An 11,746-nucleotide genomic window follows, 5' to 3' on the forward strand; every position below is an offset into this window, starting at 1 on the left:
GGCATTTTAAATGAAATACTTAGTAATCAGTGATAATCATGGAGATGCACAAATTTTACAAACAGTTGCGCGTCATTTTAAAGGACAAGTCGATTACATGCTACATTGTGGAGACTCATGTTTATCGGCTGATTCACCAGCTTTAGTAGGTTATCAAACTGTGTTGGGCAACTGTGATTATGAAAATTATGCAGAAAAAAAGTTATTAGAAGTTGAGCAAGACAAGATTTTATTGACACATGGTCATCTTTATGATGTCAATTACGGGTTAAATAGATTGAGTTTAGCCGCTAAGCAAGAACAAGCAAACCTTGTCTTTTTTGGTCATACGCATTGCTTAGGAGTTGAGTATGTTGAAAATTGTTTATACCTAAATCCAGGCAGTATTAGTTATCCACGTGGACAGTATCGTGCTTTAGGTGGTAGCTTAGCAATCGTTGAGACAACACCAGCTAAAATCAAGGTTCAATACTATGATCGTAATTTTGACGCGGCAAAAGAATTAGCGTGGGAGTTTGCGCGTTAGTTGGTAAGAAAATGGCTAATCTTTAGGGATTAGCTATTTTCTTTGCTAAAAACAAACTAAAAAGCTGATTATCCGCTAAAACACTGTATCTATCAGCATTTTCAAGGGAGAAAAGCAATCAATTTACTACGATTGAATGAGCCTTGATACGTTAAATATCCCAGATATGCAAAGATATGGCATAACACATCAATATTGAAACAATAAAAAATTGAATATCTCATACTAAAGGAAATATAATTACTGGTCTTGGTGTAATGTTTTTTGCATTGTTGTATGGATTGAGGTATATTTTTCTAAATCGAAATGCTAAATACTCATATCTTGCAATGCTGTTAGCTTTTATAATTTAGATAATTATATTATCTTTTATATGGCGGTTAATCATAAGATTGACCGCTTTTGCCATATCCAGAAAGGAGTGTTATATGGTATTGCTCAAATACAAGGGAAAGCGTATCAGAGCTTCTGACAGAAACCTTGTGTATCGCTTTTGAAATTCAAATACTTTAAAAAGTATATAAGCAACATACAAAGATAGAATTGTGGAAGTAGCATAAAGTATGATAACATATCTATTTAAAAAAAGTACGACTTTAGTTTGACAAGTAAAGGCTGAAGAGTATAATTATAAGAGTAATTTGATTAATGCCCGTTGGTCAAATGGTTAAGACGTCGCCCTCTCAAGGCGGAGTTGCGGGTTCGATTCCCGTACGGGTGATTTTTACCAAGGTCAAGGATTTGGCGTTGGTTTTTTTGTTTAGAAAAATTTTAAGTTAGTGTGTTATGAAATACTAAATAGTGCTATAATGAAATGATAGATTAGACGATGATAAGGAGGGGGAAAATGTTAAGAAAGACCAAAAACTTCTTGAAAGCATACAACGTTGATTACATGAAAGAACATGTTAATCCTTTGATGGTGCCAGATAAGGTTTATGTTTTAAAGTTTGGTAAAAAAGGTGGCGAATACAATAATCGTTTTATAGTTGAACATAGTTATACTTGGACGGGTAGAATCAAGATTAATAAGATCACTTTACGTTTGCATGGACAACAACATCCACGTGAATTTAGAAATGAAACAGAATTGTTACACTATCTCAAGAAAAATGTTAAGCGGTATGCTAAACAATTAAAGCAACCAACTAAATAAACAAAAACCTCTTCACTAGTCTGATATGTACCCTCTTTACTGGACATCCAGTAAGGAGGGTTATTTTTATGCGCTACTCGCAAGAATATAAAATAAAATGTATCGAATTATACCGAGAAGGTAAATGGCCTGAAACACCAGATGGAATCAAAATATGGTGAGAAAATGGGCTCGAATGCAAGAAGTACATGATTTTGATATCTTAAAACACAAGAATTTCAATAAAAATTGGACTCCTGAAAAAAATTCAAATTAATTTCTCAAATGATTGCTGAAAAAGCTATTCAAGCAGGTATTAATGGTGGTTTATTGTATCAATGGGTTCGAAAATATAAGATTTATGGTTATAATGGTCTTGGAAATAAAAAGAAAGGTCGAAAATTCAGGAGCCCAACTATGAAAAAAGAGATATGCAAAAACCAAGAAAACTTAAAAAAAGCGAATATGAAGAGCTCATTCGGTTAAGAGCCGAAAATGAATATATTAAGACCAAAATTGCAGTGATAAAAAAAGGATCGCCTTGAGGCACGAAAAGTGGGCTGCGCAACTCAAGGCCAAAAAGCAGCGCTCATCAAAGAACTCCGGAAAGAAGGATATCAATTAAAGTATCTTTTAAAAGCCATGCGAATGGCTAGATCTACCTATTATTTTGAGATAAATAAAGTTGATGTTGTAAAAGTTAGAAACAAAGGATTGATCGCTAAGATTCAAGAAATATTTGAACGCAACAAAAGTAGATATGGCGTGCGTAGAGTTCACAAAGAACTAGTGAATTGTGGATATAATGTAAATCATAAACGAGTTCAACGTCTTATGCATAATATGAACTTGTTAGGAAAAACACCAAAACGTAGTTATCATTCTTATAAAGGTAAAGTCGGAAAAAGCACAGATAATATCATAGATAGAGATTTCAGCACACCTGCACCATTACAAAAATGGGCTACAGATGTATCGCAGTTTAGTTTTTCATGGGGAAAGTGTTATATTTCTCTAATTCTAGATATGAATACAAATGAGATTATTTCCTATGATTTGTCGTTAAATCCAAACTTAGAACAAATTAAACGAATGCTTGATATGGCCTTTAAAAAATTCCCATCTATAGAAGGACTAATATTGCATTCTGATCAAGGATAGCAGTATCAGCACGCGTATTTCAGAAATACCTTAAAAGAACACGGGATTATTCAATCGATGTCACGGAAAGGCAACTGTTATGATAATTGTGTCATGGAGACTTTCTTTGGAAGACTTAAAAATGAGGTCTTTTATGGATATGAAAAAGATCACAGCTCATTTAATTATTAGTAAATATATCGATTACTATAACAATCAAAGGATTAAAGCCAAAACAAAATGGATGCCTCCTGTAAAATACAAGGAAGCATCCATAGGATAATTTATTAAATTTTAACGTGTCCAGAAAACTGGGTACACATCAGTCTAGGCTGATGAAGAGGTTTTTATTATATATGATTGGGCATACAGGGTTCGAACCTGTAAATTATGGATTCAGAGTCCACTGCCTTACCAATTTGGCGAATGCCCAATAAAATCAACTTCTTTAGTATAGACCTTTTTTGAAATAGTTGTCAACCGACAAAATATCTATTTTGACGCATAAAAATAAGCTTTACTTCACGATTCTGTGAAATAAAGCTTATTTTTTTAATCTGCTAATTTAAAAGATGCAATTGTTTTTTCGTCTAATTCTTTAAGAACATTAACCGCAATTTTAACGGCGTTTTGGTAATCACTCAAAGCTGCCCAATTATAGGCGGTATGTTCGTAACGCACAGGGATACCTAAAACGATTGTTGGAGCTCCGTTCCAGTATGCAATGGCAGCTCCATTCATTCCTCCACCTGTTCTAACAGAACGTGTGTAAGGGATATTAAGTTTATCAGCAAGATTAGCTGCGAATTCTTCAAAAATCGGATTGGCAATGAATGTTGTATCTAAATCACGTAACATTGGTCCGCGTTTTAAACCTGTTTGAGCCAACCAATCAGGGGTGAAAGTATCATCACATGGACAACCTTCAAAAACAATTGCTAAGTCGGGATTAAGCTTGCGTGCTGTAACATGAGCACCTCGTAAGCCGACTTCTTCTTGGCTTGATAAGGCAGCTGTCACATCGACTGCTAAATTTTGACCTTGTAATTGATCTAAAACATCGATCAATGCTGCTGCTCCAAGGCGATTATCAAAATCTTTGCCTAAGAATAGGCCTGTTTGCTCAAAATATTCACAAGTAGCATCGACAAAGATTGGGCACCCTGTGTTAATCTTATATTCATCGATTGTTTCTTGCCGACTGGATGAACCAACATCGATTGACATTTCGGCAATTACAGGGACTTGATTTAACTCTTCTTTAGTCATGAAGTGAGGTGGCTTGGTTGCAACAACTCCTTTGATATATTTGCCTTCTTTATTTTTGATGACAACTTTAGTGGCAGGAATATTTGTAGGAACCCAGCCACCAAGTGTGGCAAATTTAATTAAACCGTTGGGACGAACGGCTTGAACAATAAAACCAACCGAATCAGAATGAGCATCGAGTTGAACAAGAGGCTTTTGTCCATTGTTTTCATGGCGTGCGACATATGCATTAAATAAGCCATCGACTTCGGTTTGACCATATTTTTTAGCATAGCTCAAGAAGCGTTTAACCATGGCTTGTTCGAAACCAGGTACGCTATATTCATCGGCAAATTCCTTGATTAAATTGATTTGTGAAGTTTTGTCCAAAATGAGGACCACCTTTCATGAAAAAATAACTGATATTTTTAATTCTACCACCGTGGTGATTAAAATTGGTAATTTTTTTGAATATTTAAATGTTATATTTTATTACATTTAAATGTAAATTTAATTTTTGGGGAAAATGCTTTTATATTAAATGGAAACACTATTTTTGATGATTTATTATATAACATGTATGAAAAAGGGTAGAGGAGTGATGTGGAAAAATATTATTTTTTTAAAAAGTTCCTCATAACGCTGAAAACCTTGTTAAATAAGTGTTTTCTTCCTTTTGGAGGGCTGGAAAAGAAAACATAGTTTATTTTAACTGAGGTTTTATGTATCATTTTATGACAAAGATATGCTATACTTAATATTATTAAAAAAGATTGGGGAAGATATGATGAAAAAATTTATTACAACGGTTAGTCTGATTTTTAGTGTGTGCTTAGCTTTCGTCTTCTTCCAGTCAACGACAGCTAATGCAAAAGAAAAAACGTATGTTATTGATACAGACGTAACTTTCCCACCGTTTGTGTATGCTAATGCAGACAATAAATATGTCGGAATTGATATGGATTTAATACGGGCAATCGCTAAAGAAGAAGGGTTTAAGGTTGATATTAAACCAGTTGGCTTTAATGCTGCGATTCAATCGGTAAGTTCTGGTCAAGCAGATGCAATGATTGCTGGGATGACGATTACAAATGAACGTAAGCAAAAGTTTGACTTTTCTGATCCATATTATTCTTCAGGAATTGTAATGGCAGTTAAGCCAGGATCTGGAATTAAGAGTCTTAAAGACTTGAAAGGTAAAAATGTTGCGGTTAAAACTGGAACAGCTGGGGCGGATTATGCAAACTCCATTAAGGATAAGTATGGTTTTACAACGACAACATTTGATGATTCTGATAGTGTTTATAATGATGTTAAAAATGAAAATTCCGTAGCATGTTTTGATGACAGTGCAGTTTTAGAATATGGCGTTAAGACCGGGCTAGGCTTAGAAATTGCTACAAAGCCGACCGATATTGGTGATTATGGTTTTGCTGTAAAAAAAGGTGAAAATCAAGAATTATTAGCAAAATTCAATGCGGGTTTAAAGAAACTCAAAGAAAACGGTGAATATAACAAGATTATCCAACGTTATGTAGGGAAAAAAGCAACTGTTGCCAAAAAACAAGCTACTGCCAAACAAGGCGATAGCCATACTATTTTAGGCTTGTTAAAAGAAAATAAAGAAGTTTTGTGGGATGGAGTTTTAGAAACCTTAAAATTAACCGTAGTTTCAATCATTGGAGCAACTATTTTTGGTGTTTTCCTAGGTCTTTTGGGAGTAGTACCTAATAAATTTGCGCGTGGAGTATCAACTACGATTATTTATATTTTCCGTGGGTTACCATTGATTGTTTTAGCACTGTTTATTTATAATGGTATTCCTAGTCTAACAGGTTCAAAGATTCCGGCTTTTATTGCAGGGGTTATCACTTTAACTTTGAATGAAGGTGCCTATACAGCGGCTTTTGTTAAAGGTGGAATTGAATCAATTGATAAAGGACAAATGGAAGCTGCAAGAAGTTTAGGTTTGCCGTTTGGCAAGGCGATGCGTAGGGTTATCTTACCGCAAGGGATTAAAGTGATGATTCCATCATTTATCAATCAATTTATTATTACTTTGAAAGATACCTCGATTTTATCAGTAATTGGGTTATTAGAATTGACACAAACTGGTAAAATCATTATTGCACGTAACCTTGAAGGCTTTAGAATCTGGGCGATTGTAGCCGTGATTTATTTACTTTTAATAACGTTATTGACATTATTATCTAACTGGGTTAAAAGGAGGATTCACAACTAATGGAAGAATTAAAGGTTAATGTTTCAAATTTAAAGAAAAGTTATGGCAGTAATGAAGTCTTAAAAGATATTGATTTTAAGGTCAAAGCTAATGAAGTAGTTGTGTTGATTGGGCCTTCTGGTTCTGGTAAAAGTACACTTTTGCGTTGCTTAAATCGCTTAGAAGAACCAACATCTGGTCAGATTATTATTGATGGTAACGACATAAGTAATCCTAAGACAGATATCGATAAGGCTAGAGAAGATATCGGAATGGTGTTTCAACATTTTAACTTGTTTAACAATCTGACGGTTGGTCAAAATATTATGTTAGCACCAGTTGAACTAGGGAAAATGTCTAAAGATGAAGCTAAAAAAGTGGCCTACCAATTACTTGAAACAGTTGGTTTAACTGATAAATTTGATGCGATGCCATCGTTATTATCTGGGGGACAAAAACAAAGAGTTGCGATTGCTAGGGCGTTAGCAATGAATCCTGATATCATGTTATTTGATGAACCAACTAGTGCGCTTGATCCAGAAATGGTCGGAGATGTTTTAGAAGTTATGAAAGCTCTAGCCAAAGATGGGATGACGATGGTGGTAGTGACTCATGAGATGGGATTTGCTAAAGAAGTGGCTGATCGTGTAGTCTTTATGGCCGATGGATACGTGGTTGAAGAAGGTACACCGCAAGAAGTGTTTGATAATCCGCAACATGAACGCACAAAAGCATTTTTAAATAAAGTTATTAACATTTAGTTAAAAAGGTGGATTCGCAATGATTAAAACATTATTAGTGATGCATGATGCTAAACATGATGATTATTATCGTATGAATAAAACTTTTTTTGAAAGTTTACCTTGTGTTGGCCAATACATCTACAATTCAGATGGCTTAGCTTATCGTGTCCAAGAGGTTGTTAATTTAGCAGGTTATGTTTCTAGTAAGGGAGTAGTTGCGATTTTAGTAGTACAATCAGCTGCCAAGGATGCACCAGTTAATAATTTATATGGTTTAGATATTGAACAAGATTTAGATGATTAATAAAAAACTCAGGCTGACAAATGTAAGCCTGAGTTTTTTAGCTTAATAGTTCTTCGTAAGAAATTTCGATGAAATAAGTTTCTTGTTTTGTTAAATAAGCTGTAGTTAACCAGATTTCATTGTATTTAAGTGATGCTTTGGTAACTTTATGCCACAAGTTTTCTAGTAATTGCTGGTGTTTTTGTTGTGCTGTAGGATACAAGCACCAAGAATCTAGCATATTGCATTGAAAGTAGCGTTGATAGTCGATTTGAAAATCAAAATTTTTAGGAATGAAGATTTGAATCACGTTGCAATAACTTGTTTTTGAAAAAACAACTTTATTTGGATTACGATAAATATATGTTAATAAATCAAAGATAGTTGCAGAATGTTTGGTCACTATTACAAACCTCCTTTTTAAAACTTTTTCTTATTTATTGTACCAGTTTTTAAAGGAGAAAAAAACCAATCTGTTCATTAAAAAGTATTTAAAAATAAGGATAATAAATCGCGTAAATCTTTTGAATACTTAGGCTTAACGTATTATAATCAAAGTATAATTTTTAATGGGAAGGAGGTAGATTTAAATGGCAGTTGTTCATTTTTATTTGGTACGGCATGGACAAACGCGGCTCAATCGCTCTAAAAGATTACAAGGCATAACCAATTCACCACTAACCAAAAAAGGGATTCGTATGGCAAGACGCTTAGGTTATGAGTTGCGTGATGTGAAGTTTACAGCGGTCTATACAAGTGATTTAAAACGTACAAAAGAGACCGCAAATTATATTTTGAGTGAAAACAAACAAAACTATACACCGATTTATAGTGATCCGGATTTACGTGAGTTAAGTTTTGGGAAATTTGAAGAAGCTAAAAATATCAAGATGATTCCGGTTGCGTTGCGAACATTAGGAGTTAAACGGATCTTACAAGCTTTCATGAATCAAGAGCATGTGGCTGAGTTGACAGAATTGTTTCGCACGATGGATGGTACAGAGCAAATAGAAGACTCTGCACATTTAAATCTGCGCATGACACGTGCTTTAGAAACAATCGCAAAGCAATATCAAGAAGAGGAATGCAATATTTTGATTGTAACACATGGGTTGATTTTATCGAATTTTATTGAAGGTTTACGTGGAGACGTTCCTTTGTTTTTATTGGATAATTCACGGGCTAGTCGTGTTGATTATCAAAATGGGCGTTTTACGATCGTTTATATCAATCAATTGAAACAAGATGGGTGAAAATAAGTAATGATTTATCCAAAGACAACACGTTTGTTACATGAATTACAAGAAAATAAAATAGTTCCAGGAGTTTCATATGCGCTTTTTGCCTCGGGAAAATTTCAAAGTGAATCTTTTGGATTTAGTCAAATTTTACCATGCAAAAAATTTTTAAAGCCAAATATGTTGTATGATGTAGCTTCTCTGACTAAGGTCATTGGGACGACAACGGTAATTTTAAAATTATTAGAACAACGCAAGATAGCGTTGGATGAACCGATTTGTCGGTATCTTTCACGATTTAAAGATAAACGTGTGACTGTACGTCATTTGCTGACACATACTTCTGCAATTAATGGTTACATAAAAAATCGTAATCAATTAGCAGCGTCTGATTTGTTAACGGCACTGTATGGTTTAGAAGTAGGGGATTGGATAGGGGAAAAAGTAGTTTATTCAGATATCGGTTTGATTTTTTTAGGCGAGATTATTGAGCATTTTTATCAAAGACCTGTACAAGAAGTTATCGTAACAGAAGTTTTAACGCCTTTAGAAATGTTTGATAGTACATTTGAACCTACAGATCTAAGCATGTGTGTACCGACACAATTAGATGAAAAAAGAGGTTTGATTTGTGGACAAGTCCATGATCCTAAAGCTTTTATCTTAAAAAAACATTGTGGTTCAGCAGGGTTATTTAGTTCATTAAACGATTTGGTGAAATTTAGCCAATGGTTGTTAGATTCAAAAGATCAAAGAGTACTTACACCAAAGACAATTGAGCTATTGTTTGCCGACCAAACTCCAAATAACAAATTAGGACGGTCGTTAGGTTGGGATTTGCGCTTTAATAAAAAAGGTGCTTTGTGTTTATACCATACAGGATTTACCGGAACTTTTATGTTATTGGATCGAAGCGAACAAAAAGGTTTGATCGTGTTAACGAATCGAATTCATCCAACTGGGGTTAATCAGCTTTTTTTGGATAAGCGTGATGAAATTGTGATGACATATTTAAATGAATAAAAGCGAAGTGAGACATTTTGTCAAACTTCGCTTTTTGCTTTAATAAGTCGGTTTAATTTCTAATTGTTCTTGTTTGCTTAAATTGGCATCTGGATATTTGCGCTTAAGTGCTAGTAACAAAATGCGTTTAGCCAATTCGCCATTACGTGCTAGAATTGGTCCATGAAAATAGCTACAAAAGACGTTTTTATAGATAGCACCTTCGCCTTTGTCTTGACCGTTGTTGCCATAACCTTCTAAAACTTTTCCTAAAGGACGCTCACCTTCTCCAAGATAGGTGACGCCGTTATGGTTTTCAAAGCCATGATAGATTTGTTTAGTTTCGGAATTTTCAATCACAACATCACCAATAAAGCGATTGTTATCTTGACTTTCAGTATAGTGATTTAAAGCAGCGATGCCATCGATTTTTTGGCCATTAGCACCAATGTAATATTTTCCTAATAACTGATATCCACCACAAATCGCAAGCATTGGACCATCACTTTCGATAAAATCAATCAAGGCTTGTTTTTTATTTTGAATATCTTTTGAGACGATGACTTGCTCATAGTCTTGTCCACCGCCAAAAAAAGCGAGATCAAATTTTTGTGGATTAAAATCAGTGTCTAATGAAACGATTTCGCTAGTTAGTTTAACATCCATTTGCTTGGCATAATAATCTAAGACTAAGACGTTACCAATATCTCCATAGGTATTTAATAAATCACCATAGAGATGGGCTAAATGTAGGCTGTAAGTCATTACTGCATTCCTCCTTTTAGGTAACCTTCGCTAGCCAAAAGTTTACGCAATTGTAAAACTGCTGTATAAGTCGCCAAAACATAAATATGTTTGCTAGGGACTGTTTTTAAATAAGTTACAACTTCTTCTAAATTAGGGCGTTGTACAAAAGTAGTCTGCTCAGCTCCTGCGACACGCAATCTAAAAGTGATATCGCGGTAACGTTGACCACCGGTTAAGACTACTGGAATATTGGTGAAGTCTAAACTTTCAAAATTTCCATCCCAAATCCAACTTGTATCAATACCATCTGCGTAATTAGCGTTCAATAAAACTGCAAGTGAAAACGGCTCGTTGTCGGTTTTGATCATTTCTAAGACTTGATCTAAGCCAACAGGGTTTTTGACTAGAATTAAAGTAACTTCTTTATCATCAAGTTTAATAACTTCTTGACGTCCAAAGACTTTTTGATCATTATTACTGATAGCTTGAGCGATTTCTTCCGGTTTAACATCGTATAAGCGTGCTACACTATAGGCAGCTAAAGCATTATAGATGTTGTAGGTTCCTCCGATAGGTAATGTGATTTCTTGTGTGTCGATTGTGAAAGTTGAACTTTGTGGAGTTTGACAACTCAACTTAGTCACTTTATGAGTTAATTTAGGGCGCTTGAAATCACAGTTTAAACAGATATACTTACCAAGGTTGCTATATGTTCGTTTGTAAAAATGTAAGATGTGTTGGCAATGTGGGCAAAGTAAACCATCGGTATTGGCCGGAGCATTTTGCAACATGTCTTCTTGATAGTCACAACCATAATAAATAGTTGGATTAGGTAAGGGCTTGCTGTTAAAGATAGGAGCATCTCCGTTAGCAATGATAGTTGCTTGGGGATGTTTTTTAATGCCTGTTAAGATTTTATCGTAAGTAGTATAGATTTCGCCATAACGATCCATTTGATCACGGAAAAGATTAGTTAAAACAAACGCACTAGGTTTGATATAATCGCAAATAATAGGGACATTGGCTTCGTCTGTTTCTAAAACAGCTAATTTTTTGTGTCCTTTAACTTTTTTGGCAGTTAAAAAGGCGGTTACGATACCTTGTTTCATGTTTGAACCGCTTGGATTGGTTAAGACGTTAGCAAACTTGGCATTTAAAGCTTTGACTGTTAAAGCTGTTGTCAAGGTTTTACCGTTAGTACCGGTTACGATGACAATTTCGTAGTCTGCAGCTAATTTTTTTAAAACGTCAGGATCGATTTTTAAAGTTAATTTACCGGGCAACGAGGTACCACCATGCAAAAAATTGTGTAAGAACCAGTAAGAAAATTTACCGGCTGTAATTGCAAGAGAACTTTTCAGAGTCATCTTGTTCCTCCATCATTAAATAATATGCTATCTTGTATATTAGCATAATTTAGCAAAATATGCTGAATTTATCGCTAAGATTGGTAAAAATAAAAA

The 11,746-nt window shown here is 34.5% G+C and carries 14 protein-coding genes and 2 tRNA genes; 11 read left to right on the forward strand and 5 right to left on the reverse strand.

The window, feature by feature from the left end; translation table 11 throughout:
- The first annotated feature begins 10 nt into the window (after positions 1-10).
- From QM017_RS03335 to QM017_RS03360, 6 genes are all read left to right on the forward strand, one after another.
- On the forward strand, positions 11-526 hold the full coding sequence (locus tag QM017_RS03335; RefSeq protein ID WP_178198044.1) for a metallophosphoesterase: 516 nt from the start codon (positions 11-13) through the stop codon (positions 524-526).
- Positions 527-1,175: 649 nt separating this feature from the next.
- Positions 1,176-1,247 (forward strand) — tRNA-Glu (locus tag QM017_RS03340).
- Between the two features lie 126 nt (positions 1,248-1,373).
- Complete coding sequence (locus tag QM017_RS03345; protein WP_178198045.1) at positions 1,374-1,682, forward strand: hypothetical protein; 309 nt, start codon at positions 1,374-1,376, stop codon at positions 1,680-1,682.
- Positions 1,683-1,946: 264 nt separating this feature from the next.
- Positions 1,947-2,147, forward strand: coding sequence for a hypothetical protein (locus tag QM017_RS03350; RefSeq protein ID WP_282708851.1), 201 nt, complete (start codon positions 1,947-1,949; stop codon positions 2,145-2,147).
- 69 nt (positions 2,148-2,216) lie between these two features.
- Entirely contained in the window at positions 2,217-2,822 is a 606-nt protein-coding gene (locus tag QM017_RS03355; RefSeq protein WP_282708852.1) for an IS3 family transposase, read from the forward strand.
- Positions 2,823-2,955: 133 nt separating this feature from the next.
- On the forward strand, positions 2,956-3,084 hold the full coding sequence (locus QM017_RS03360; protein ID WP_178198025.1) for an IS3 family transposase: 129 nt from the start codon (positions 2,956-2,958) through the stop codon (positions 3,082-3,084).
- A gap of 77 nt (positions 3,085-3,161) precedes the next feature.
- Here the strand turns inward: QM017_RS03360 and QM017_RS03365 are convergent.
- Positions 3,162-3,234 (reverse strand) — tRNA-Gln (locus tag QM017_RS03365).
- Positions 3,235-3,353: 119 nt separating this feature from the next.
- Entirely contained in the window at positions 3,354-4,439 is a 1,086-nt protein-coding gene (locus QM017_RS03370) for a M42 family peptidase (protein ID WP_282708853.1), read from the reverse strand.
- A 397-nt stretch (positions 4,440-4,836) separates the two neighbouring features.
- Here QM017_RS03370 and QM017_RS03375 point away from each other — a divergent pair, with 397 nt between their 5' ends.
- Genes QM017_RS03375 through QM017_RS03385 form a run of 3 tightly spaced genes read left to right on the forward strand, consistent with a single transcriptional unit; the run spans position 4,837 to position 7,317 of the window.
- On the forward strand, positions 4,837-6,291 hold the full coding sequence (locus tag QM017_RS03375) for an amino acid ABC transporter substrate-binding protein/permease (protein WP_178195614.1): 1,455 nt from the start codon (positions 4,837-4,839) through the stop codon (positions 6,289-6,291).
- The gene (locus tag QM017_RS03380) at positions 6,291-7,031 is read left to right on the forward strand and encodes an amino acid ABC transporter ATP-binding protein (RefSeq protein ID WP_178195612.1); all 741 of its coding nucleotides are present in this window, start codon (positions 6,291-6,293) and stop codon (positions 7,029-7,031) included. Before QM017_RS03375 ends, QM017_RS03380 begins: the two co-directional genes overlap by 1 nt.
- 19 nt (positions 7,032-7,050) lie before the next feature.
- Entirely contained in the window at positions 7,051-7,317 is a 267-nt protein-coding gene (locus QM017_RS03385) for a LysR family transcriptional regulator (RefSeq protein WP_282708855.1), read from the forward strand.
- A 37-nt stretch (positions 7,318-7,354) separates the two neighbouring features.
- Here QM017_RS03385 and QM017_RS03390 read toward each other — a convergent pair whose 3' ends face one another.
- Complete coding sequence (locus QM017_RS03390; RefSeq protein WP_178195608.1) at positions 7,355-7,699, reverse strand: hypothetical protein; 345 nt, start codon at positions 7,697-7,699, stop codon at positions 7,355-7,357.
- A gap of 187 nt (positions 7,700-7,886) precedes the next feature.
- On the opposite strand from QM017_RS03390, the gene QM017_RS03395 reads away from it, so the two are divergent.
- Positions 7,887-8,549 carry a histidine phosphatase family protein gene (locus QM017_RS03395; RefSeq protein WP_178195606.1) on the forward strand — a complete coding sequence of 221 codons (663 nt, stop codon included), beginning with the start codon at positions 7,887-7,889 and terminating at the stop codon, positions 8,547-8,549.
- A 12-nt stretch (positions 8,550-8,561) separates the two neighbouring features.
- A complete protein-coding gene (locus QM017_RS03400) occupies positions 8,562-9,557 on the forward strand; it encodes a serine hydrolase domain-containing protein (protein WP_282709553.1) in 996 nt (331 codons plus the stop codon).
- 39 nt (positions 9,558-9,596) lie between these two features.
- Here QM017_RS03400 and QM017_RS03405 read toward each other — a convergent pair whose 3' ends face one another.
- Together QM017_RS03405 and QM017_RS03410 are read right to left on the reverse strand one after the other, a co-directional pair.
- Positions 9,597-10,301 carry a glutamine amidotransferase gene (locus tag QM017_RS03405; protein ID WP_178195604.1) on the reverse strand — a complete coding sequence of 235 codons (705 nt, stop codon included), beginning with the start codon at positions 10,299-10,301 and terminating at the stop codon, positions 9,597-9,599.
- Complete coding sequence (locus QM017_RS03410; protein ID WP_282708856.1) at positions 10,301-11,650, reverse strand: Mur ligase family protein; 1,350 nt, start codon at positions 11,648-11,650, stop codon at positions 10,301-10,303. The genes QM017_RS03405 and QM017_RS03410 overlap by 1 nt, the downstream gene beginning before the upstream one ends.
- Between the last annotated feature and the right edge of the window lie 96 nt (positions 11,651-11,746).

This window comes from Ligilactobacillus sp. Marseille-Q7487, assembly GCF_949152225.1.
GTDB lineage: Bacteria > Bacillota > Bacilli > Lactobacillales > Lactobacillaceae > Ligilactobacillus.

Excerpts from the sequence above, each read along its gene's own strand:
- QM017_RS03380 (WP_178195612.1), top strand. The coding sequence starts at position 6,291 with ATGGAAGAATTAAAGGTTAATGTTTCAAATTTAAAGAAAAGTTATGGC.
- QM017_RS03350 (WP_282708851.1), top strand. The coding sequence starts at position 1,947 with ATGATTGCTGAAAAAGCTATTCAAGCAGGTATTAATGGTGGTTTATTG.
- QM017_RS03335 (WP_178198044.1), top strand. The coding sequence starts at position 11 with ATGAAATACTTAGTAATCAGTGATAATCATGGAGATGCACAAATTTTA.
- QM017_RS03375 (WP_178195614.1), top strand. The coding sequence starts at position 4,837 with ATGAAAAAATTTATTACAACGGTTAGTCTGATTTTTAGTGTGTGCTTA.
- QM017_RS03360 (WP_178198025.1), top strand. The coding sequence starts at position 2,956 with ATGGATATGAAAAAGATCACAGCTCATTTAATTATTAGTAAATATATC.
- QM017_RS03345 (WP_178198045.1), top strand. The coding sequence starts at position 1,374 with ATGTTAAGAAAGACCAAAAACTTCTTGAAAGCATACAACGTTGATTAC.
- QM017_RS03410 (WP_282708856.1), bottom strand. The coding sequence starts at position 11,650 with ATGACTCTGAAAAGTTCTCTTGCAATTACAGCCGGTAAATTTTCTTAC.
- QM017_RS03405 (WP_178195604.1), bottom strand. The coding sequence starts at position 10,301 with ATGACTTACAGCCTACATTTAGCCCATCTCTATGGTGATTTATTAAAT.
- QM017_RS03395 (WP_178195606.1), top strand. The coding sequence starts at position 7,887 with ATGGCAGTTGTTCATTTTTATTTGGTACGGCATGGACAAACGCGGCTC.
- QM017_RS03385 (WP_282708855.1), top strand. The coding sequence starts at position 7,051 with ATGATTAAAACATTATTAGTGATGCATGATGCTAAACATGATGATTAT.